Here is a 20,926-nt window from a genome sequence, read left to right on the forward strand (position 1 = left end):
ACAAATTGATACAAAGCGTCGGACAGCCGACATGCGGCGCTTACACCTTTGCCCGATGATGGAAGCCATGCAGCACGCTATGCGCTGCACCGACGGCGGCACAGTGCTGCCCAACCTGACTAGGAAAAAAGAGATGAAAACCGCAAACTCGACGACCCTGCGCAAATCCCTGTTCGTGGCCCTGGCCGCCCTGTCGATGGGCACGGCCGCGCTCGGCGCCCAGGCGCAAACCGCTTCGGCCGCCACGGCGCAAGGCGCGCCGCAGGCCGGCCGCTACGCCCATGCCGCCAACCAGGAACAACGCGCCGCCCGCGCTGCCGCGCGCACCGCCAGGCTGCACGACGACCTCAAGATCACGCCGGCCCAGGAAAACGCCTGGAACGCTTTTGTGGCGTCGATGAAGCCCCTCGCAAGGACTGGCAAAGGCGCCGCGCAGGGCGCCCGCCCCGACCGCACTGCCTGGGCCGGCCTGAGTGCGCCGCAGCGCATGGCGAAGCACATCGACATGCAGAAACAGCGTACCGCGGCGATGGAACAGCGCCTGGCGTCGCTCAACAGCTTTTATGCGGTGCTGACGCCGGAGCAGAAGAAAACCTTCGACGACAAGGCGGGGCATTTCAAAGGCCGCGGCATGCGCCATGGCGGCTGGCAGCGCGGCGGCGATACCGCGCGGGGTTGAATGCCGTAGGGTGGACGGGAAGACCCGTCCACCCTACCTTAGCTTGCCGAGCGAACCCAAAAACTTGGCGCTGTCCTGGTAGCCGACCACGCGGCTGTCGGCGATTTCCTGGCCATCGCGGCCGAACAGGATGATGCCCGGCGGCCCGAACAGGCCGAAGCGCTTGAGCATGGCGCGGTCGTCGAGGTCATTGGCGGTCACGTCCACCTGCAGCAGCAGGCTGTCGGCCAATCGCGCCTTGACCGCCGGGTCGACGAAGGTCAGCTTTTCCATCTCCTTGCAGGACACGCACCAGTCCGCATAAAAATCCAGCATCGCGGTCTTGCCGCCGCCTTGCGCCAGGGCGGCGTCGAGCTGCGCCACGGTCTTGATGCGGGTAAAGGCCAGCGGCTGCACCGGCGCGCCGCCGCGGCCCAGGTGCGCCAGCGGCGCCAGCGGGTCGCGCCCGCCGGCCGCCACGCCCACCAGCTGGGTCGCGCCCAGCACGGCGAAGGCGACGCCGAACGCGGTCGCGGCCCAGTGGCCATGGCTGCGCAACAGGAAGCAACCGTAGCCGATCAGCAGCGCGGCCCACAGCAGCATCTGCGCCAGCCCCGGCAGCACCGGCGCCGCCATCCACAGCGCCATGGCCAGCATCAGCACGCCGAAGAAGCGTTTCACGGATTCCATCCACATGCCGGCGCGCGGCAGCAGCGAACCGGCCGACAGGCCGACCAGCAGCAGCGGAATGCTCATGCCGAGCGCCATCGCGAACAGGGCGGCGCCGCCGATCACGACGTCGCGCGTCTGGCTGATGTACACCAGGGCGCCGGCCAGCGGCGCCGCCACGCAGGGGCCGACGATCAAGGCCGAGATCGCGCCCATGACGAAAGCGCCGGCCAGCTTGCCCGACGATTGGCGCCCGGACGCCCCGGCCAGGCGCGTCTGCAGCGCGGCCGGCACTTGCAACTGGTACACGCCGAACATGGACAGGGCCATGGCCGCGATCAGCAGCGCGAACGCGGACAGCACCCACGGATTCTGCAGCGCCGCCGCCAGGCCTTCACCCAGCAGGCCGGCGGCCACGCCCAGCGAGGTGTAGACGATCGCCATGCCGAGCGAATACGCCAGCGACAGGACGAAGCCGCGCGCGCGACCGGCCTGGCTGCCTTCGCCGACGATGATGGACGACAGGATCGGCACCATCGGCAGCACGCACGGCGTGAACGCCAGGCCCAGGCCGAGCAGCATGAAGGCGGGCACGATGGCCAGCAGACGGCCGCCCTGCAACAGGGTGGCGATGCCGCCCAGTTCGGACGGCGCGGCGGCCGGTGCGGCGGCGGCCGACACGGTACCGGCAGTTGCCGGCGTGCCGGTTGCCGCGCTCGCTGCCGCCTCGGCCGGCGCCGCCTGGCTGGCAGAGGACGACTGGCTGCGTGGCAGCGACTGTCCGGCCTCAGCGCCGGCTTGCGGCGCCGCCTGGCCAGGCAGCGAAAATGCCGGATTGCCGCCCTGCGCGCCCGGCAGGACGATGTGCGGCCCGGTGGCGCCGCCCGCGCCTGCCACCAGCTGGACCGAGGTATCCTGCGGCGGATAGCACAAGCCCTTGTCGGCGCAGCCCTGGCCGGTGGCGTTCAGCGTAAACGGCCCATTGCCGGTGACGGGAATGTGGATCTCGACGCCTTTGTGGTAGGTCTCGACCTCCTTCTGGAAGGTCTCGTCGAATTTCACCTTGCCCGGCGGGATCTGCGGGGCACCCAGCTGCGCGCCGGTGGCCGTGAACTTGAAGCGCTCGCGGTACATGTAGTAACCGTCGGCGATGGCATAGTTCACGACCGCGGTATGCGGGTCGAGCATACGCGCCGAAAACTTGAACGCCTGTTCCGGCGGCAGGAAATCGTCGTCGGCGCGGGCGGGTGCGCACAGCACGCCCCAGGCCAGCAGCAGGAGGCTGGCGAAACGGAACAAACGAAAAATCAGTTCGGAAAAGCGCATCGAAGAAGATCGCATCGGGAACAAGCGGGGCATGGGATTGTGGTTGTTGGTTTGGCGCAGCAGCATGGTACACCGTGCCCCGCCGCGTTGCACACGGGCGCGCTTGGGCGAAAAAAAACCAGGCGCACGGCCTGGTTTTTTCGACTTGCTCGGCGCAACCGGTCGATTACTCGGCGGTCGGTGCGCTTTCGTCGACGCCGACTTCCGGACGGTCGACCAGCTCGACGTAGGCCATCGGCGCATTGTCGCCAACGCGGAAGCCCATTTTCAGGATGCGGGTGTAGCCGCCGTTGCGGTTCGCGAAACGCGGACCGATTTCGGCGAACAGCTTCTGGACGATTTCGCGGTCACGCAGGCGGGCGAACGCCAGGCGCTTGTTGGCCAGGTTGTCGTTCTTGCCCAGGGTGATGATCGGCTCGACGACCTTGCGCAGTTCCTTGGCTTTCGGAACGGTGGTCTTGATCGCTTCGTGACGCAGCAGCGAAACGGTCATGTTGCGCAGCATGGCCAGGCGGTGGGACGAGGTACGGTTCAGCTTACGGAGGCCGTGACGGTGACGCATGGTAAATCCTTTCGAGAGTTTTACAATCCAGTTCTTCGATCGTTCACGTGCTCGTGCACGTGAACGCGGACCGGTTCTACATGGTTGAAAGCCGCCCATGCGACATTGCACGGGCGGCGGGTACTGCGAATTACTTTTCCAGACCTGCCGGCGGCCAGTTCTCGAGCTTCATGCCCAGGGTCAGGCCACGGGAAGCCAGGACTTCCTTGATCTCGTTGAGCGACTTGCGGCCCAGGTTCGGCGTCTTGAGCAATTCGTTTTCCGAACGCTGGATCAGGTCGCCGATGTAATAGATGTTCTCGGCCTTCAGGCAGTTCGCCGAACGGACGGTCAGTTCCAGGTCGTCCACCGGACGCAGCAGGATCGGATCGACCAGCGGCGCGCGCGACGGCGCTTCGGCAGCGGCCTCGGTGCCTTCCAGGGCGGCGAACACGTTCAGCTGGTCGACTAGCACGCGGGCCGACTGGCGGATCGCTTCTTCCGGGGTGATGACGCCGTTGGTCTCGATGTTGATGATCAGCTTGTCCAGGTCGGTACGCTGCTCGACACGGGCCGATTCCACGGCATACGACACGCGGCGCACCGGCGAGAACGAGGCGTCCAGGATGATGCGGCCGATGGTTTTATTCGTGTCTTCCGACAGGCGGCGCACGTTGCCCGGCACGTAGCCGCGGCCCTTCTCGACCTTGATCTGCATGTCCAGCTTGCCGCCGGCGGTCAGGTGAGCGATCACGTGATCCGGGTTGATCAGTTCGACGTCGTGCGGCAGGTCGATGTCCGACGCCAGCACCGCGCCCTCGCCTTCCTTCTTGAGGGTCAGGGTGACGGAATCGCGGTTGTGCACCTTGAACACGACGCCCTTCAGGTTCAGCAGCAGGTCGACCACGTCTTCCTGCACGCCGTCCAGCGACGAGTATTCGTGCACGACGCCGGCGATCGTCACTTCGGTCGGCGCGTAGCCGATCATCGACGACAGCAGCACGCGGCGCAGGGCGTTACCCAGCGTGTGGCCATAACCACGTTCGAACGGCTCCATCACGACCTTTGCATGGCCGGCGCCGAGCGCTTCGACATCGATAATACGTGGCTTCAACAAACTATTTTGCATGGGTGTCCTCTTCAATACCCTCGGCTCGTTACACCGATAAGGCTGATGGCATCAGTGAAAACGCCTGCTACGGGGAGCAGGCGGTACGGCGAATTCGGTGTAGGTGGAACGCATCGGAACGGATCGGACCGCGCCCCGCCACGTCGTTCCCGCGTAGGCGGGAACCCATACGATGCCAGCCGTGGCCAGCGATGCATGGGTACCCGCCTGCGCGGGTACGACGATCGGGACAGGCCCGATCGCCGGCGTTCATCAACGCGAGTACAGTTCGACGATCAGCGCTTCGTTGACGTCGGCAGCGATCTCGTTACGCTCCGGGAACGAACGGAAGGTGCCTTCCATCTTCTTCGAATCGACCGACACCCAGCTCGGCATGCCGACTTGTTCCGCCAGCGACAGCGCTTCGATGATGCGGGTCTGCTTCTTGGCCTTTTCGCGCACGGCGATCACGTCGCCGGTCTTGACCTGGTACGAAGCGATGTTCACGACCTGGCCGTTGACAGTGAAGGCCTTGTGGCTCACCAGCTGGCGTGCTTCCGAACGGGTCGAACCGAAGCCCATGCGGTAGGCGACGTTGTCGAGGCGGCCTTCCAGCAGCTTCAGCAGGGTTTCACCAGTGTTGCCCTTGCGGCGCGACGCTTCGGCGAAGTAGCGGCGGAACTGGCGCTCCAGCACGCCGTAGATGCGCTTGACCTTCTGCTTTTCGCGCAGCTGGTTACCGTAGTCCGAGGTACGCTGGCCCGACTTGACGCCGTGCTGGCCCGGCTTGACGTCCAGTTTGCACTTCGAATCGAGCGAGCGGCGTGCGCTCTTCAGGAACAGGTCGGTGCCTTCACGGCGAGCCAGTTTTGCTTTTGGTCCGATATAACGTGCCACGTTAAACTTCCTTTATTTGAATGATCACGCCCCGGATGCGGACGACCCATCGAACATGACGAGGCCGCAACAGGCGCTAGTCCGGTTCTGCGACGAGACCGGACGTGGCTTACAAAACCCCGAATCGCGAAGATCCGGGGCGACAATAGCCGGGCAGTATAACCCATTTCTGGGCTCACTGCACCGGCGATTCTTTCACGACGAATGCGTGGCGTAACTACCACAGGCGGGCGAACCCGCCATGCGGCTCAGTTCAGCTTAGATACGACGACGCTTCGGCGGACGGCAACCGTTGTGCGGTACCGGCGTCACGTCCTGGATCTCGGTGATCTTGATGCCCAGGTTGTTCAGCGCGCGCACAGCCGACTCACGGCCAGGGCCCGGGCCCTTGATGCGCACTTCCAGGTTCTTCACGCCGTATTCCTGGGCGACCTTGCCGGCTGCCTCGGCTGCGACCTGCGCCGCAAACGGGGTCGACTTGCGCGAGCCCTTGAAGCCGGCGCCACCGGAGGTTGCCCACGACAGGGCGTTGCCCTGGCGATCGGTGATCGTGATGATCGTGTTGTTGAACGAAGCGTGGACGTGTGCGATGCCTTCGGCGACGTTCTTTTTGACTTTCTTGCGGATGCGTGCAGCTGCCGCAGAGCTTTGTTGCTTGGCCATGGTCGGTTCCTAGATTATTTCTTGAGCGATTGAGCTGCCTTGCGCGGGCCCTTGCGGGTACGTGCATTGGTACGGGTACGCTGACCGCGGACCGGCAGGCCCTTGCGGTGGCGCATGCCTCGGTAGCAGCCCAGGTCCATCAGACGCTTAATGTTCATGGACAGCTCACGGCGCAGATCGCCCTCGACCACGAACTTGCCGACTGCGTCACGCAGCTTTTCCAGTTCGTTGTCGTCCAGATCCTTGACCTTCTTGTTGGTTGCAACGCCAGTCGAAGCGCAGATCTGCTGCGAGCGGGTGCGACCGATACCGTAGATCGCCGTCAGGCCGATGACGGTGTGCTGATGATTGGGGACGTTGACCCCTGCAATACGTGCCATTCGTTATTCCTCGAAATTAACCTTGACGCTGCTTGTGACGCGGCTCGACGCAGATCACACGGACCACGCCCTTGCGCTTGATGATCTTGCAGTTGCGGCAGATCCGCTTGACTGAAGCGTTAACTTTCATTTTTGGACTCTCTTCCAGATTCGATTACTTCAATGTTTTACTTGGTGCGGAACACGATCCGGGCCCGCGACAAGTCATAAGGGGTCAGTTCCACCGTTACCTTGTCGCCCGGCAGAATGCGAATGTAATTCATGCGCATTTTACCCGAGATGTGTCCGAGCACCACGTGCCCGTTTTCCAGCTTCACGCGAAAGGTCGCGTTCGGGAGATTCTCGAGAATCTCCCCCTGCATTTGGATGACGTCGTCTTTTGCCATTCGGTCTGCTCACTCCTGGTCCCTGGCGCGTTCAACGCGACGGGATGCCGCCCTTGAAATTTGCCTTGCGCAACAGCGAATCGTATTGCTGCGACATGACGTAGTTCTGCACCTGCGCCATGAAGTCCATCGTGACGACCACGATGATCAGCAGCGAGGTTCCGCCGAAGTAGAAAGGCACTTTCCACTGGCTCTGCATGAACTCCGGCAGTAGGCACACCAGCGTGATATAGACCGCACCAGCCAGGGTCAGGCGCATCAGGATCTTGTCGATGTAGCGCGCAGTCTGCTCGCCCGGACGGATGCCCGGAACGAATGCGCCGCTCTTCTTCAAGTTGTCCGCCGTTTCCTTGCTGTTGAATACCAGCGCGGTATAGAAGAAGCAGAAGAACACGATCGCCACCGCATACAGCAACGCATGGATCGGCTCGCCTGCGCTCAGCGACGCGGCCAGGTCCTTCAGGAACCCGATGAACGGGTTCGAAGTATCCTTGCCACGGGTGAACCAATCGACGATCGTGGCCGGGAACAAGATGATCGACGAAGCGAAGATCGGCGGAATCACGCCGGCCATGTTCAACTTCAGCGGCAGGTGGCTGGTCTGGCCACCGTAGATCTTGTTGCCGACCTGGCGTTTCGCGTAATTCACCAGGATCTTGCGCTGGCCGCGTTCGACGAACACGACAGCGTAGGTCACCAGTGCCACCAGAATCACGATGAAGATCGCGGCGAAGCTGCTGATCGAACCGTTCGACACCAGGGTAAACAAGCTACCCAGCGCGTTCGGCAGACCGGCTGCGATACCGGCGAAAATGATGATCGAGATACCGTTGCCGAGACCGCGCTCGGTGATCTGCTCGCCCAGCCACATCAGGAACATGGTGCCGGTCAGCAGGGTCACGACGGTCACGAAGCGGAAAGCCAGGCCCGGATCGAGCACGAGGCCCGGCTGCCCTTCCATCATGGCCGCGATGCCGAACGCCTGGAACAACGCCAGGAACACCGTGAAATAGCGGGTGTACTGGGTGATCTTGCGACGGCCGGCCTCGCCTTCCTTCTTCAGTGCCTCCATCTGCGGCGAGACGATCGACACCAGCTGCATGATGATCGAAGCCGAAATGTACGGCGTGATGCCAAGCGCGAACACGGCAAAGCGGGAGACGGCGCCGCCCGAGAACATGTTGAGCATGCCCAGGATGCCGCCTTCGTTCTGCTTGAACAGCTGCGCCAGGGCGACCGGATCGATCCCGGGGACCGGGATGTGCGCGCCGATACGGTACACGACCAATGCGCCGAGCAAGAACCACAACCGGCCCCAGGGGAAACCGGATGCGGCGCTTTTACCAAGTTGTGAATTAGTCGCCAATTTTTGCTCCGATCAGGCAGCGGCCGCGTTTAGGCGACCGAACCGCCAGCTGCTTCGATCGCTGCTTTCGCGCCAGCGGTCGCCTTGATGCCCTTCAGGTTCACCGCGGTGGTGATGTCACCCGACAGGATCACGCGCACGTCGCGGGCGACGACCGGCAGCACGCCGGCTTGCTTGAGCACCAGGATGTCGATGTCGCTGACGCCCAGGGTGTTCAGGTCGGACAGGCGCACTTCGGCCTTGAAGGTAGCGTTCAGCGACTTGAAGCCACGCTTCGGCAGGCGGCGCTGCAGCGGCATCTGGCCGCCTTCAAAACCGACCTTGTGGAAGCCGCCCGAACGCGACTTCTGGCCTTTGTGGCCACGGCCGGCAGTCTTGCCCAGGCCCGAGCCGATACCGCGACCGACGCGACGCTTAGCGTGCTTGGCGCCGTCTGCTGGTTGAATGGTATTGAGTTGCATTGATTTTCTCCGTTCGACTGGGCCGGGGCTCAGTCGACAACTTTCACGAGGTAGCTGACCTTGTTGATCATGCCGCGGACCGATGGGGTGTCCTGGAGCTCGGAGACCGAGTTCACACGACGCAGACCCAGGCCGCGCACGGTGGCGCGGTGATCCTGACGGGTACCGATCAGGCCTTTGACCAGCTTGACTTTAACGGTGTTTGCCATGGTAATTCCCCTTAACCCAGGATCTCTTCCACCGACTTGCCGCGCTTGGCAGCGATGTCAGCCGGAGTACTCATTTTCGCCAGACCGTCGAGGGTCGCGCGCACCAGGTTGTACGGGTTCGACGAACCGGTCGACTTGGCGACCACGTCGGTCACGCCCATCACTTCGAAGATGGCGCGCATGGCGCCACCGGCGATCACGCCGGTACCCGGCTTGGCCGGCGACATCAGGACGCGCGAGGCGCCGTGGCGGCCGGTGACGGTGTGCTGCAGCGTACCGTTCTTGAGGGGCACCTTGATCAGGTTGCGGCGGGCTTCTTCCATCGCTTTCTGCACGCCGACCGGAACTTCCTTCGACTTGCCCTTGCCCATGCCGATGCGGCCATCGCCGTCACCGACAACGGTCAGCGCTGCAAAACCCATGATACGACCACCCTTGACCACCTTGGTCACGCGGTTGATCGCGATCATTTTCTCGCGCATGCCATCATCCGGCTTGTCGCTTGCCATTTTCGCTTGCATTTTTGCCATGACGATTCTTCCTTAGAACTTCAGACCGGCTTCACGCGCGGCTTCCGCCAGCGCCTTCACACGGCCGTGATAACGGAAACCCGAACGGTCGAATGCGACCTCGGTGATCCCTGCTTGCAGTGCCTTCTCTGCGACGCGCTTGCCAACCAGGGCAGCGGCGGCGGCGTTGCCGCCCGCGCCGGTCTTGCCAGCCAGTTCGGCGCGCACTTCTGCTTCCAGCGTCGAAGCCGAAACCAGGACCTTCGCATCCGGGCTGATCAGGTTCGCATAGATATGCAGGTTGGTGCGGTGCACCGACAGGCGGTTCACGCCCAACTGCGCGATCTTGATGCGGGTTTGGCGTCCGCGACGCAGACGCGATTCTTTCTTGTCCATCGTCAGCTCCGATTATTTCTTCTTGGTTTCTTTAAGCTTCACCACTTCGTCCGCATAACGGACACCCTTGCCCTTGTAAGGCTCAGGCGAGCGGTAAGCACGCACTTCGGCGGCGACCTGGCCGACCTTCTGGCGATCGATACCCTTGATCAGGATCTCGGTCGGGGTCGGGGTGGTCGCGGTGACGCCTTCCGGCATCGCATGCAGCACCGGGTGCGAGAAGCCCAGCGACAGGTTCAGGGCGCCGTTCTGCAGGGCGGCCTTGTAACCCACGCCGACCAGGGTCAGGCGCTTTTCGAAACCTTTGGTGACGCCAACAACCATGTTGTTGACCAGTGCACGCAGGGTGCCCGACATCGCGTTCGATTCGCGCGAATCGTCGATGACGTCGAACGACAGCGTGCCGTTGTTGTTTTCCACTTTGACCAGGCCGTTCAGCGGCTGGGTCAGGGTGCCCAGCGGGCCCTTGACGGTGATCGACGACGCGTTGATCGCGACATCGGTACCGGCCGGGACGGCGATCGGCATCTTAGCTACTCGAGACATCGTCTACTCCTTAAGCCACGTAGCAAATCACTTCGCCACCGACACCGGTAGCACGTGCTTTGCGGTCGGTCATCACGCCCTGCGGGGTCGAGACGATTGCCACGCCCAGGCCGTTCATGACCTGCGGGATGTCGTTCTTGCCCTTGTAGATGCGCAGGCCAGGACGGGATACGCGCTCGAGGCGCTCGATGACCGGACGGCCAACGTAATATTTCAAACCGATTTGCAGTTCCGACTTGCCACCTTCGGTGGACACGGCGAAATCTTCGATGTAACCCTCGTCCTTCAGGACGTTGGCGATCGCAACTTTCACTTTCGAGGACGGCATCGACACGTTGGTCTTCTGCACGCCTTGTGCGTTGCGGATGCGGGTCAGCATATCGGCGATAGGATCGCTCATACTCATTGCTTAGTCTCCTATTACCAGCTAGCTTTGGTCATACCCGGGATCTCGCCACGCATGGCGAATTCGCGGAGTTTAATACGGGCCAGACCGAATTTACGGAAAGTGCCACGCGGACGGCCGGTCATTGCGCAACGGTTGCGCTGACGGGTCGGTGCCGAGTTGCGCGGCAGGGCCTGCAGCTTCAGACGCGCTTCGTAGCGCTCCTCTTCCGTCTTCGATTGATCGTCGATGATCGCTTTCAGAGCTGCACGCTTTGCGGCGAATTTCTCCACCAGGTCTGCACGCTTCTGTTCGCGGTTAATCAGTGCAAGTTTTGCCATGCTCTTAGTTCCTGAACGGGAATTTGAAGGCGGCGAGCAGCGCTTTGGCTTCTTCGTCGCTCTTAGCGGTGGTGGTGATCGAGATGTTCATGCCACGCAGCGCATCGATCTTGTCGTAATCGATTTCCGGGAAAATGATCTGTTCCTTGACGCCGATGTTGTAGTTGCCACGGCCATCGAACGATTTCCCGCTGACACCGCGGAAGTCACGCACGCGCGGCAGGGCCACGGTGATGAAGCGGTCCAGGAATTCGTACATGCGGTTGCCGCGCAGGGTCACCATGGTACCGATCGGGTAGCCTTCGCGGATCTTGAAACCTGCGATTGCCTTGCGGGCCTTGGTCACGACCGGCTTCTGGCCGGCGATCTTGGTCAGGTCGCCGGTAGCGTGCTCGATGATCTTCTTGTCGGCGACAGCTTCCGACAGACCCATGTTCAGGGTGATCTTGGTCAGGCGCGGGACTTCCATCACCGACTTGTAACCGAATTTCTCGGTCAGTTCGGAGACGACTTTGTCTTTATACAGTTGTTGGAGACGTGCCATTCTCTATTACCCCTTCACCACTTCGCCGTTCGACTTGAAGACGCGGACTTTTTTGCCGTCCACATCCTTGTAGCCCACGCGGTCGGCCTTGCCGGTCGCTGCATTGAACAGCGCGACGTTCGACACGTGAATCGGCATGGTCTTGTCGACGATGCCACCAGTGACACCGGTCATCGGGTTCGGCTTGACGGCCTTCTTGGCGACATTGACGCCTTCGACGATGACGTGCTCGGCGTCCACGCGCTGCTGGACCACGCCGCGCTTGCCCTTGTCTTTACCGGCCAGAACGATGACTTCGTCGTTTTTACGAATCTTAGACATTACGAATCCCCTTACAGAACTTCAGGTGCCAGGGACACGATCTTCATGAACTTTTCGGTACGCAGCTCGCGCGTCACCGGTCCGAAGATACGGGTGCCGATCGGCTCCAGCTTGGCGTTCAGCAGGACGGCGGCGTTGCCGTCGAACTTCACCAGGGAACCGTCCTGGCGGCGCACACCCTTGGCGGTGCGCACGACCACGGCATTGTAGATTTCACCTTTCTTGACGCGGCCGCGCGGAGCGGCTTGCTTCACGGTGACCTTGATCACGTCGCCAATGCTGGCGTAACGGCGCTTGGAGCCGCCCAATACCTTGATGCACAGAACTTCTTTTGCACCGGTATTGTCGGCCACTTCGAGCCGGCTTTCGGTTTGAATCATGATATTTTCTTTCCCAACTTAAGCCGTAGTAATCCCCACGGAAACCGTGGGCCTGCGGTCAGTCTTGGTCCCGCCGCACCGCCCCTGCTGGAGCAATACGTTTGGGTGATTGGACTTTCCAATGTACTTCATACAGGCCGCCGCAAACGCGGAGACACACTGCGGCAACACATGAACGAAGCCCGCTAGTATCGCAGATACCAGCGGGCCTCGCAAGACAAATTTTAAGACGTTACAGGACCTGTGCTACCTGTACAACGCGGGTCAGCGTCCAAGCCTTCGTCTTCGAGATCGGGCGACCTTCCGAGATCTCGACCGTGTCACCGATCTTGGCCTGGTTGGTCTCGTCGTGCGCGTGATACTTGTTCGAACGCACGATGATCTTGCCGTACAGCGGGTGCTTGACGTGACGCTCGATCAGTACGGTCACCGTCTTGTCCATCTTGTCGGACACGACCTTGCCGACCAGCGTACGCTTCAGCGCCGTTTTAGTGGTGTCGTTCATTTGGCGGCTTCCTTCTGGTTCATCACGGTCTTGACACGCGCGATATCGCGGCGCACCTTCTTGAGCTGGGCGGTGTTGGTCAGCTGCTGCGTTGCGACTTGCATGCGCAGACCGAACTGGGCCTTCAGCAGCTCATTCAGCTCTTGTTGCAGAGCTGCCTGGTCCTTGCCGCGGAGTTCTGTTGCTTTCATTCTTAACTCCTGTTATTGGCCGACTTGGCGCACCACGAAGGTGGTTGCCAGCGGCAGTTTGGCAGCGGCCAGGCGGAATGCTTCGCGCGCCAGTTCTTCGTCGACGCCGTCCATCTCGTACAGGACCTTGCCTGGCTGGATTTCAGCGACGTAGTACTCCGGATTACCCTTGCCGTTACCCATACGGACTTCGGCCGGCTTGTTCGAGATCGGCTTGTCCGGGAAGATACGGATCCAGATACGGCCGCCACGCTTGATGTGACGGGTCATGGCGCGACGTGCCGCCTCGATCTGGCGTGCGGTGATACGGCCGCGGGCAACCGCCTTCAGGCCGAATTCGCCGAACGACACCGCGGTGCCGCGGGTGTGCGAAATGCCGGTGTTGCGGCCTTTCTGCTCTTTACGATACTTTCTGCGGGATGGCTGCAGCATGCTTATTCTCCTGCTTTCTCAGCTGCGGCCGGCTTGGCTGCAGCGCGGCGGCCGGCTGGAGCGGCACCTGGTTTCGCGCCTGGGCGCGGACGGCCGCCCGGCTTGCCGTCGTCACGACGCGGGCCGCGTGGCTTCTTGTCGTCCGGCGGGACGTCGATCACCGGCGCTTCGCCGGTCGGCGAACGGTCGCCCTTGTAGACCCAGACCTTGACACCGATGATGCCGTAGGTGGTCGAGGCTTCGCTGGTGCCGTAGTCGATGTCGGCGCGCAGGGTGTGCAGCGGCACGCGGCCTTCGCGGTACCATTCGGTACGGGCGATCTCGATGCCGTTCAGGCGGCCCGACGACATGATCTTGATGCCGACGGCGCCCAGGCGCATGGCGTTCTGCATCGCGCGCTTCATGGCGCGGCGGAACATGATGCGCTTTTCCAGCTGCTGCGAGATCGAATCGGCGATCAGCTGCGAGTCGATTTCCGGCTTGCGGATCTCTTCGATATTGACGTGCACCGGCACGCCCATGATCTTGGCCAGCGAGGTCTTCAGGACTTCGATGTCCTCGCCTTTCTTGCCGATGACCACGCCCGGACGCGACGAGTAGATCGTGAAGCGCGCGTTCTTGGCAGGACGCTCGATGACGATGCGGCCGACCGAAGCGTTCTTCAGCTTCTTCTTCAGGAAAGCGCGGGCTTCCAGGTCTTCCTTGAGCATGTCGGCGAAATTGCCGTTGCCTGCGTACCAGCGCGACGCCCAGTTACGGGTGACCGCCAGGCGGAAGCCGGTTGGGTGGATTTTCTGACCCATCGTGTGACTCCTTAGTTACCGACAGTCACGTAGATGTGACAGGATTGTTTCGAAATGCGATCACCGCGGCCTTTGGCGCGAGCCGTAAAGCGCTTCAGGATCGGGCCCTTTTCGACGTAGATCTGGACGACCTTCAGCTCGTCGATGTCGGCACCGTCGTTGTGCTCGGCGTTCGCGATCGCGGACTCCAGCACCTTCTTGATGATGGTGGCGCCCTTCTTCGGGCTGAATTGCAGGATGTTCAGCGCAGCATCGACTTTCTTGCCGCGGATCAGGTCAGCAACCAGGCGACCCTTTTGTTCCGACAGGCGTACGCCTTTGAGGATAGCTTTGGTTTCCATTATTTCTTCGCCTTCTTGTCAGCGGCGTGGCCCTTGAACGTGCGGGTCAGGGCGAATTCGCCCAGCTTGTGACCGACCATGTTCTCGGAGACGTACACCGGCACGTGCACCTTGCCGTTGTGGACGGCGATCGTCAGGCCGATGAAGTCCGGGCTGATCGTCGAGCGGCGCGACCAGGTTTTGACTGGCTTCTTGTCTTTGGTCGCTTGCGCGGTCTCGACTTTTTTCACCAGGTGGGCATCGATGAACGGCCCTTTTTTCAATGAACGAGTCATTTAATTACCCCTTATTTCTTGCCGCGGCGCGAGACGATCATCGAAGAAGTGCGCTTGTTCGAACGCGTCTTCTTACCCTTCGTCTGCTGGCCCCAAGGCGACACTGGATGACGACCAGCTGCGGTCTTGCCCTCACCACCACCGTGCGGGTGGTCGACCGGGTTCATGACCACACCACGGACGGTCGGACGCACACCGCGCCAGCGCATGGCACCGGCTTTACCGATCTTGCGCAGGCTGTGTTCGGCATTGCCGACTTCGCCGACGGTGGCGCGGCACTCGATGTGCACGCGGCGCACTTCACCCGAACGCAGGCGAACCTGGGCGTAGGTGCCTTCGCGGGCCATCAGCACGACGGCGGCGCCGGCGGTGCGGGCCATCTGGGCGCCTTTGCCCGGCAGCATTTCGACGCAGTGCATCACGGTACCGACCGGGATGTTGCGGATCGGCAGGCAGTTGCCCGACTTGATCGACGCTTCCGAACCGTTCATGACGGTGTCGCCCACAGCCATGCCCTTGGTGGCGATGATGTACGCGCGATGGCCGTCCGCGTAGCACAGCAGAGCGATGTGCGCGGTACGGTTCGGGTCGTATTCGATACGCTCGACCTTGGCCGGAATACCGTCCTTGTTGCGCTTGAAGTCAACCAGGCGGTAGTGCTGCTTGTGGCCACCGCCGATGTGGCGGGTGGTGATGTGACCGTTGTTGTTACGGCCGGCGGTCTTCGATTTTTTCTCAACCAGGGCTGCGAACGGACGACCTTTGTACAGGTCGCTGTTCACAACCTTCACCATGCCGCGGCGGCCTGGGGAGGTTGGCTTCATCTTAACGAGTGCCATTATTTAGCCTCCTCGACAAAATTGATTTCCTGGCCCGGCTTGAGGGCCACGAAAGCACGCTTGGTGTGGTTGCGACGGCCGGTGAAACGGCCCGAGCGCTTTTGCTTGCCTTCGCGGTTGACGGTCTGCACCGACTCCACTTCGACCTTGAACAGCAGTTCGACGGCAGCCTTGATTTCCGGCTTGGTCGCGTCCGGCAGGACCTTGAACACGATCTGTTCGTTCTTTTCCGCGACGAAGGTCGCCTTTTCGGAAATGACCGGAGCAAGCAGCACCTTCATCAGGCGCTCTTCGCTGAATTTGATTGCGGCGCTCATGCGTACATCTCCTCGATCTTGGCCAGAGCAGCTTTGGTGACCAGGACTTTCTTGTAGAACACCAGCGACATCGGGTCAGCGTGCTTCGGCTCGACAACCAGCACGTTCGGCAGGTTGCGCGAGGCCAGCAGCAGGTTCTCGTCGATGGTGTCGGTGATCACCAGGACCGATTCCAGGCCCATGCCCTGCAGCTTTTGCGACAGCAGCTTGGTCTTCGGGGCTTCGATCGACAGGTTCTCGACGACGCTCAGGCGGTCTTCGCGGGCCAGTTGCGAGAAGATCGAGCAGATACCTGCGCGATACATCTTCTTGTTGACCTTGTGCGAGAAGTTCTCGTCCGGGGTGTTCGGGAAGATACGGCCACCGCCGCGCCACAGCGGCGACGACGACATACCGGCACGAGCGCGGCCGGTGCCCTTCTGGCGCCACGGCTTCTTGGTCGTGTGGCTGACTTCTTCACGATCCTTCTGCTTGCGGTTGCCGCTGCGCGCATTGGCGGCATAGGCGACCACGACCTGGTGGATCAGTGCTTCGTTGTAGTCGCGGCCGAAGACTTCGTCGTTGGCGTTGACGTTCGAGCCGGCTTGGCCTTGCTCATTCAGGAGCTTCAGTTCCATCGTTTACGCTCCCTTGGCTTTGGTCTTGACGGCCGGCTTGACAACCACTTGGCCGTTCTTGGCGCCAGGAACGGCACCCTTGACCAGCAGCAGTTGACGATCGGCGTCGATACGGGCGATTTCCAGGTTCTGGGTGGTGACAGTGACGTCACCCAGGTGACCGGTCATCCGCTTGCCCGGGAACACGCGGCCCGGATCCTGCGCCATACCGATCGAACCCGGAACGTTGTGCGAACGCGAGTTACCGTGGGTCTGGCGACCCGAGGCGAAGTTGTGACGCTTGATGGTACCGGCGTAGCCCTTACCGATCGAGGTGCCTTGCACGTCGATTTTCTGGCCGACTTCGAACAGGGAAACATTGACTGCGTCGCCGGCCTTGAATTCAGCGGCTTGTGCGGCGTCGATGCGGAATTCCTTCAATTGCGTACCGGCTTCCACGCCAGCTTTGGCGTAGTGGCCCGCAGCGGCCTTGTTCACGCGCGAGGCGCGACGTTGACCGAATACGACCTGAACAGCGGAGTAACCGTCGGTTTCAGGGGTTTTGATTTGCGCAACACGGTTGTTCGACACGTCCAGCACGGTGACGGGAATCGAATCGCCGTCGTCCGTGAAGATGCGCATCATGCCAACCTTGCGACCGAGGAGGCCCAGGCTCATTTTTTCTCCATTCCCACCTGCGATTGGGCGGGGGTAATTTAACTACCAAAAAGTGCAGACCAAAAAAGACAGGTCCACACCGAAGCCGGCTAGTATAGCCCGCGCAACGAATGGACGCAACAAGAGAATATCGCGTTGACGAATCCTGTTGCGTTTTACGCAGTAGTCATGGAGAAGAAAGGAATCTGACCAAGCTGGTCAGCACAGAAAAGGCACACTGCGGCGCCTTTTCTCTACGGCGCCATGCGGCGCCGCGATCTGGAATGTTGGTGGGCGGTGCAGGATTCGAACCTGCGACCCCTTGGATGTCGACCAAGTATTCTAACCAACTGAACTAACCGCCCGAGGAGCCGCATTATACGAGGCGGATTGAGCAAAGCGCAAGACCCGATTGCAGATTCTTTCCGGCGCGTGCTGCAGAGGCTGGCGCCGGCAATCGGGACGGCGGTTGTCGATGCATTTTTGCAATGCTAGACTTTTGCGCGCCACCGGGGCCGCCGGCGCTCGCCGCCAGCCCCCTTCCCTCGCCGGCGGCCGGCCTTTCCCGCCCGCCGGTCTCGGCCCCGCTGCCCGGGCGCGCGTGCGCCGCAGCAGGGCGCATCCGCACCTGGAAAGGACGACACATGAATCTGGTAATTCTCGACAACCCGGTACTGGCCTGGGTGATCGCCCTCGGCGTCGCGCTCGGCGTGACGCTGGCGCTGTACCTGGTCAAGGTCGTCTCCGTGCACCACCTAGGCCGGATCGCTGCCCGTACCGAGACCAAGCTGGACGACGTCGCCGTGTCCGCGCTGGCCTCGACCAGGCTGCTGAGCATGGCGATCGTCGGCCTTTACGCGGGCAGCACGGTGCTGGCCTTGACCCCGCACGCCACCCTGCTGGCGACGCGCACGGTGATCACCGCCTGCCTGTTCCAGGCGGCCATCTGGGGCAACCACGCACTGCGCGCCTGGCTGGTGCAGTACTACGCCAACCGCGCCACCGAGCCGGGCCGCGCCACCTCGGCGGCGGCAGTGGGCTTCATCCTGCGCATGGTGCTGTGGATCGTGGTGTTCCTGATGATCCTGGAAAACCTGGGCGTCAACATCACCACGCTGGTGGCCAGCCTGGGCATCGGCGGTATCGCGGTGGCGCTGGCGGTGCAGAACATCCTGGGCGACCTGTTCGCCTCGCTCTCCATCGTGCTCGACAAGCCGTTCGTGATCGGCGACTTCGTGATCGTCGACAAGTACCTGGGCACCATCGAATACGTGGGCCTGAAAACCACGCGCATCCGCAGCCTGAGCGGAGAACAGCTGGTGTTCTCGAACGCCGACCTGCTGAAAAGCCGCCTGCAGAACATGACGCGCATGCAGAGAAGGCGCGCGCTGTTCAACCTGAGCGTACCCTACGACACGCCGGCGGCGACGCTGCGCGCCATTCCCGTCATGCTCACCGAGATCGTCAAGGCGCGCCCGCTGGCGACCTTCGACCGCGCCCATTTCAGCGGCATCGGTCCGTCGACCATGAACTTCGAGGTGGTGTACTTCGTCGAATCGCCGGACTACATCCAGTTCATGGACATCCAGCAGGACATCCTGCTGGAGATCGTGGAGCGCTTCGGCGAGCAAGGCATCGAGTTCGCGCTGCCAGGGCAGACCCTGCACCTGCACGATGCGCGCCGCGCGCCGGCCGCCGGCGACCACGCCGGCAACGGCGAGGCGCACCACGCCGCGATCGAGCGGCGCCTGGGCGAACGCGGCGAACGGGGCCTGGCGCCGCGCCGGTGAGTCAGTGAAAAGGCGCGGTGGGGGCACGCACGACCAGGGTGCCGGCCAGCGCCGTGCTGCGCAGCGGCGCCGGCGCCCCCTTGATGCGCTCGATCAGCTGCTCGACCGCCAGCCTGGCCATGTCCTGCTTGGGCGGCGCGATCGTGGTCAGCGGCGGGCTGGCAAAACCGGCGCCGCCGATGTCGTCGTAGCCGATCACCGATACCTGGCCGGGCACGCGCACCCCGGCGGCGCCGGCCGCGCACAGGCAACCGAGGGCCATCAAGTCGCTGGCGACGAACACGGCGCTGGGCGGCTGTTTCCTGGCCAGCAGCATGTTGAAGGCCGCATGGCCGCCGGCGCTGGTGAATTCCGCGTGCACCACGCTCTCCGGCGCCACGGCAATCCCCGCCTCGCGCATCGCGCGCAGGAAACCGCCGACGCGTTCGCGCGTGCGCGGCAGGTCGGCCGGTCCGCACACGCAGGCAATGGCGCGGTGGCCCAGCTCGATCAGGTGGCGCGTGGCCTGGTAGCCGCCCTCTTCCTGGCCGCCCAGGATCAGGTCGGCGTCCAGGCCGGGCAAGGCGCGCTCCAGTTGCACGATCGGCACCCCTTCATCGTGCGGCAGCAGGCCGTGGTCGTCGTCGGCGCCGCTGGCCACCAGCAGCAGGCCGTCGATGCGCTTCTCCATCAGCAGGCGCAGGTAGGCGCTCTGGCGGCGCGGGCCGCCATGGGCATTGCACAGGATGATGTGGTAGCCGAGCTGGAACGCGGTTTCCTCGATCCAGCGGATCAGTTCGGCGAAATACGGGTTCGAGCTGTTCGGCACCAGCACGCCGATGGTATTCGTCTTGTCGTTCTTCAGACTGCGCGCGACCGCGCTCGGGACGTAGCGCATCTCGTCGATGACGCCCTGCACGCGATCGCGCACGTCGGCGCTGACGATGCGCGTGTTGTTGATCACATGCGAGACCGTCGAGATCGACACCCCGGCGCGCTGCGCTACCTGCTTCATTGTCGCCATCGCGATCTCCTTCCAGCGCGATTATGCGCGCTGGGTTTCTATTTTTGCAACAAGCGCTTGCGCCAGCGCTTCCGGCCGGTCCAGGTACAGGAACACGCATGCCAGGTCGCCGCGCTCGATGCCCATGTGGTGCAGGCGTACCGTGTTTTCACTGTGAAGGATCAGGACGGCATTCGGTTTGTCGAAGGGCGAGGCCAGCAGGCTGGCCCGATGGTCGATACCGTGGCGCCGGCGCCAGGCGGCCGCAGTCTCGTCGATGCGGCGGCAGGCGGCGATCGCCGCCAGCGGGACGCTGCCGTGCGTGCGTGCGCCCACGCGCAGCAGCAGCGCGTCGCCGGTCAGCACGTGGCAGCCGCGCCCGACCAGCCAGCGGTCGCCCAGCACCCAGACCAGGCTCGACAGGCCGCCTCCCAGCATCAGCCAGTGGAGCGCCTGCAGCCTGGCCGGGTCCGCCGCCAGGCGCGCGCCCAGCAGTTGCACCAGCACGCCATCCAGTGGGAATTCGACCAGGACGGCCAGCAGCACGAGCGCGAACGCGGTGCGGTAGGAACCGCGCTCCAGATAAGTCAATACCTGGCCGTCGGGCAAGGCCGCATGCGGGCGGCGGCGCAGCCAGTTCCAGCAGCCCCGGCGCATCGCCCGGTCCAGCCGAAACAGGCCAAGCAGTTCAGGCGGCAGGCAGGCCAGCGGCAGGCGCCACCAGGCGCGCGTGCCGGCCGCCAGCACGGCGCGCACCCGGCGCCGCGCATCCGGCCAGTGCGCCAGGTCCTTGGCGAGGAAGGGCAGCAGCGGCGCCGCCAAGATCAGCGGGCGCAGGCCAGCGCGCACGGACGGCGCCAGGCGCAGGATCAGGCCGACGATCGTGGCGCAAATGAAGATGAGCCAGGCAGATTTGGCGATGTCGGTCCAGGACAGGCGACGCAATTGCGCGGCGTAAGCGGGTAGCGGGAGTGTGGGCACGTTGGGCTTTCATGGCAGTCGATGGTATTCACGAAAAATGATACCAACGATTGCCGCAAAGCCAATATATGCATTTCGGACAGGTAGTGCCTGTCCATTAAATCATTGCGCCTGCAAGGAAAATCGAAAGA

At 62.8% G+C, this 20,926-nt stretch carries 33 protein-coding genes and 1 tRNA gene; 2 read left to right on the plus strand and 32 right to left on the minus strand.

The features are described from left to right. The first annotated feature begins 133 nt into the window (after window positions 1-133). Window positions 134-679 (plus strand): Spy/CpxP family protein refolding chaperone, encoded by a 546-nt coding sequence (locus HH212_RS06225; RefSeq protein WP_169434634.1) that lies wholly within the window; start codon window positions 134-136, stop codon window positions 677-679. Between the two features lie 33 nt (window positions 680-712). Here the strand turns inward: HH212_RS06225 and dsbD are convergent, their stop codons facing one another. From dsbD to HH212_RS06375, 30 genes are all read right to left on the minus strand, one after another. Then, on the minus strand, window positions 713-2,653 hold the full coding sequence (gene dsbD, locus HH212_RS06230) for a protein-disulfide reductase DsbD (protein ID WP_169434635.1): 1,941 nt from the start codon (window positions 2,651-2,653) through the stop codon (window positions 713-715). 166 nt (window positions 2,654-2,819) lie between these two features. Next, the gene (rplQ, locus tag HH212_RS06235; protein ID WP_141835652.1) at window positions 2,820-3,215 is read right to left on the minus strand and encodes a 50S ribosomal protein L17; all 396 of its coding nucleotides are present in this window, start codon (window positions 3,213-3,215) and stop codon (window positions 2,820-2,822) included. Window positions 3,216-3,345: 130 nt separating this feature from the next. Then, on the minus strand, window positions 3,346-4,323 hold the full coding sequence (locus tag HH212_RS06240) for a DNA-directed RNA polymerase subunit alpha (RefSeq protein WP_026354946.1): 978 nt from the start codon (window positions 4,321-4,323) through the stop codon (window positions 3,346-3,348). 252 nt (window positions 4,324-4,575) lie between these two features. After that, complete coding sequence (rpsD, locus tag HH212_RS06245) at window positions 4,576-5,199, minus strand: 30S ribosomal protein S4 (RefSeq protein WP_169434636.1); 624 nt, start codon at window positions 5,197-5,199, stop codon at window positions 4,576-4,578. A gap of 258 nt (window positions 5,200-5,457) precedes the next feature. After that, window positions 5,458-5,862, minus strand: a complete 405-nt coding sequence (gene rpsK, locus HH212_RS06250) for a 30S ribosomal protein S11 (protein ID WP_036172227.1) — start codon at window positions 5,860-5,862, stop codon at window positions 5,458-5,460. A 14-nt stretch (window positions 5,863-5,876) separates the two neighbouring features. Then, window positions 5,877-6,242, minus strand: a complete 366-nt coding sequence (rpsM, locus tag HH212_RS06255; protein ID WP_169434637.1) for a 30S ribosomal protein S13 — start codon at window positions 6,240-6,242, stop codon at window positions 5,877-5,879. A gap of 16 nt (window positions 6,243-6,258) precedes the next feature. Continuing rightward, window positions 6,259-6,372: a 50S ribosomal protein L36 gene (rpmJ, locus tag HH212_RS06260; protein ID WP_005663407.1), complete on the minus strand. Its 114-nt coding sequence runs from the start codon at window positions 6,370-6,372 to the stop codon at window positions 6,259-6,261. A gap of 37 nt (window positions 6,373-6,409) precedes the next feature. Further along, window positions 6,410-6,628 carry a translation initiation factor IF-1 gene (gene infA / locus HH212_RS06265; RefSeq protein ID WP_005663428.1) on the minus strand — a complete coding sequence of 73 codons (219 nt, stop codon included), beginning with the start codon at window positions 6,626-6,628 and terminating at the stop codon, window positions 6,410-6,412. A 31-nt stretch (window positions 6,629-6,659) separates the two neighbouring features. Beyond that, on the minus strand, window positions 6,660-7,994 hold the full coding sequence (gene secY, locus HH212_RS06270; protein WP_169434638.1) for a preprotein translocase subunit SecY: 1,335 nt from the start codon (window positions 7,992-7,994) through the stop codon (window positions 6,660-6,662). 29 nt (window positions 7,995-8,023) lie between these two features. Further along, complete coding sequence (gene rplO, locus HH212_RS06275; RefSeq protein ID WP_169434639.1) at window positions 8,024-8,455, minus strand: 50S ribosomal protein L15; 432 nt, start codon at window positions 8,453-8,455, stop codon at window positions 8,024-8,026. Window positions 8,456-8,484: 29 nt separating this feature from the next. Then, complete coding sequence (gene rpmD / locus HH212_RS06280) at window positions 8,485-8,664, minus strand: 50S ribosomal protein L30 (RefSeq protein WP_169434640.1); 180 nt, start codon at window positions 8,662-8,664, stop codon at window positions 8,485-8,487. Between the two features lie 11 nt (window positions 8,665-8,675). Then, window positions 8,676-9,194 (minus strand): 30S ribosomal protein S5, encoded by a 519-nt coding sequence (rpsE, locus tag HH212_RS06285; protein WP_036172216.1) that lies wholly within the window; start codon window positions 9,192-9,194, stop codon window positions 8,676-8,678. A 12-nt stretch (window positions 9,195-9,206) separates the two neighbouring features. Then, window positions 9,207-9,569, minus strand: a complete 363-nt coding sequence (gene rplR / locus HH212_RS06290) for a 50S ribosomal protein L18 (RefSeq protein WP_169434641.1) — start codon at window positions 9,567-9,569, stop codon at window positions 9,207-9,209. A gap of 12 nt (window positions 9,570-9,581) precedes the next feature. After that, window positions 9,582-10,115 (minus strand): 50S ribosomal protein L6, encoded by a 534-nt coding sequence (rplF, locus tag HH212_RS06295; RefSeq protein ID WP_169434642.1) that lies wholly within the window; start codon window positions 10,113-10,115, stop codon window positions 9,582-9,584. A gap of 10 nt (window positions 10,116-10,125) precedes the next feature. Next, window positions 10,126-10,521: a 30S ribosomal protein S8 gene (gene rpsH, locus HH212_RS06300; protein WP_169434643.1), complete on the minus strand. Its 396-nt coding sequence runs from the start codon at window positions 10,519-10,521 to the stop codon at window positions 10,126-10,128. A 14-nt stretch (window positions 10,522-10,535) separates the two neighbouring features. Further along, window positions 10,536-10,841 carry a 30S ribosomal protein S14 gene (rpsN, locus tag HH212_RS06305; protein WP_169434644.1) on the minus strand — a complete coding sequence of 102 codons (306 nt, stop codon included), beginning with the start codon at window positions 10,839-10,841 and terminating at the stop codon, window positions 10,536-10,538. A gap of 4 nt (window positions 10,842-10,845) precedes the next feature. Beyond that, a complete protein-coding gene (rplE, locus tag HH212_RS06310; RefSeq protein ID WP_169434645.1) occupies window positions 10,846-11,385 on the minus strand; it encodes a 50S ribosomal protein L5 in 540 nt (179 codons plus the stop codon). A 6-nt stretch (window positions 11,386-11,391) separates the two neighbouring features. Then, window positions 11,392-11,706 carry a 50S ribosomal protein L24 gene (gene rplX / locus HH212_RS06315; RefSeq protein WP_141835689.1) on the minus strand — a complete coding sequence of 105 codons (315 nt, stop codon included), beginning with the start codon at window positions 11,704-11,706 and terminating at the stop codon, window positions 11,392-11,394. A gap of 11 nt (window positions 11,707-11,717) precedes the next feature. Further along, on the minus strand, window positions 11,718-12,086 hold the full coding sequence (gene rplN, locus HH212_RS06320) for a 50S ribosomal protein L14 (RefSeq protein ID WP_036172202.1): 369 nt from the start codon (window positions 12,084-12,086) through the stop codon (window positions 11,718-11,720). Between the two features lie 232 nt (window positions 12,087-12,318). Further along, complete coding sequence (rpsQ, locus tag HH212_RS06325) at window positions 12,319-12,591, minus strand: 30S ribosomal protein S17 (protein ID WP_169434646.1); 273 nt, start codon at window positions 12,589-12,591, stop codon at window positions 12,319-12,321. Beyond that, on the minus strand, window positions 12,588-12,782 hold the full coding sequence (gene rpmC, locus HH212_RS06330; protein ID WP_169434647.1) for a 50S ribosomal protein L29: 195 nt from the start codon (window positions 12,780-12,782) through the stop codon (window positions 12,588-12,590). The genes rpsQ and rpmC overlap by 4 nt, the downstream gene beginning before the upstream one ends. Window positions 12,783-12,794: 12 nt before the next feature. Beyond that, on the minus strand, window positions 12,795-13,214 hold the full coding sequence (rplP, locus tag HH212_RS06335) for a 50S ribosomal protein L16 (RefSeq protein ID WP_169434648.1): 420 nt from the start codon (window positions 13,212-13,214) through the stop codon (window positions 12,795-12,797). Between the two features lie 2 nt (window positions 13,215-13,216). Beyond that, window positions 13,217-14,017, minus strand: coding sequence for a 30S ribosomal protein S3 (gene rpsC, locus HH212_RS06340; RefSeq protein WP_169434649.1), 801 nt, complete (start codon window positions 14,015-14,017; stop codon window positions 13,217-13,219). Window positions 14,018-14,028: 11 nt separating this feature from the next. After that, entirely contained in the window at window positions 14,029-14,361 is a 333-nt protein-coding gene (gene rplV / locus HH212_RS06345) for a 50S ribosomal protein L22 (RefSeq protein WP_171085678.1), read from the minus strand. Continuing rightward, a complete protein-coding gene (gene rpsS, locus HH212_RS06350) occupies window positions 14,358-14,633 on the minus strand; it encodes a 30S ribosomal protein S19 (protein WP_169434650.1) in 276 nt (91 codons plus the stop codon). The genes rplV and rpsS overlap by 4 nt, the downstream gene beginning before the upstream one ends. A gap of 11 nt (window positions 14,634-14,644) precedes the next feature. Continuing rightward, window positions 14,645-15,472, minus strand: a complete 828-nt coding sequence (rplB, locus tag HH212_RS06355; protein WP_169434651.1) for a 50S ribosomal protein L2 — start codon at window positions 15,470-15,472, stop codon at window positions 14,645-14,647. Next, on the minus strand, window positions 15,472-15,789 hold the full coding sequence (gene rplW, locus HH212_RS06360; RefSeq protein WP_036240333.1) for a 50S ribosomal protein L23: 318 nt from the start codon (window positions 15,787-15,789) through the stop codon (window positions 15,472-15,474). The genes rplB and rplW overlap by 1 nt, the downstream gene beginning before the upstream one ends. Next, window positions 15,786-16,406 carry a 50S ribosomal protein L4 gene (rplD, locus tag HH212_RS06365; RefSeq protein ID WP_169434652.1) on the minus strand — a complete coding sequence of 207 codons (621 nt, stop codon included), beginning with the start codon at window positions 16,404-16,406 and terminating at the stop codon, window positions 15,786-15,788. Before rplD ends, rplW begins: the two co-directional genes overlap by 4 nt. 3 nt (window positions 16,407-16,409) lie before the next feature. Continuing rightward, window positions 16,410-17,063, minus strand: a complete 654-nt coding sequence (gene rplC / locus HH212_RS06370) for a 50S ribosomal protein L3 (RefSeq protein ID WP_169434653.1) — start codon at window positions 17,061-17,063, stop codon at window positions 16,410-16,412. 267 nt (window positions 17,064-17,330) lie between these two features. Then, a tRNA-Val gene (locus tag HH212_RS06375) sits at window positions 17,331-17,407 on the minus strand. 279 nt (window positions 17,408-17,686) lie between these two features. Between HH212_RS06375 and HH212_RS06380 the strand changes: the two genes are divergently transcribed. Next, complete coding sequence (locus tag HH212_RS06380; protein WP_169434654.1) at window positions 17,687-18,832, plus strand: mechanosensitive ion channel family protein; 1,146 nt, start codon at window positions 17,687-17,689, stop codon at window positions 18,830-18,832. Window position 18,833: 1 nt separating this feature from the next. Here HH212_RS06380 and HH212_RS06385 read toward each other — a convergent pair whose 3' ends face one another. Together HH212_RS06385 and HH212_RS06390 are read right to left on the minus strand one after the other, a co-directional pair. Next, window positions 18,834-19,835 carry a LacI family DNA-binding transcriptional regulator gene (locus HH212_RS06385; protein WP_229217599.1) on the minus strand — a complete coding sequence of 334 codons (1,002 nt, stop codon included), beginning with the start codon at window positions 19,833-19,835 and terminating at the stop codon, window positions 18,834-18,836. Window positions 19,836-19,856: 21 nt separating this feature from the next. Next, window positions 19,857-20,795, minus strand: coding sequence for a hypothetical protein (locus HH212_RS06390; protein ID WP_169434655.1), 939 nt, complete (start codon window positions 20,793-20,795; stop codon window positions 19,857-19,859). Window positions 20,796-20,926: the final 131 nt, after the last annotated feature.

This window comes from Massilia forsythiae (assembly GCF_012849555.1).
In the GTDB taxonomy this organism is placed as follows: domain Bacteria; phylum Pseudomonadota; class Gammaproteobacteria; order Burkholderiales; family Burkholderiaceae_D; genus Telluria; species Telluria forsythiae.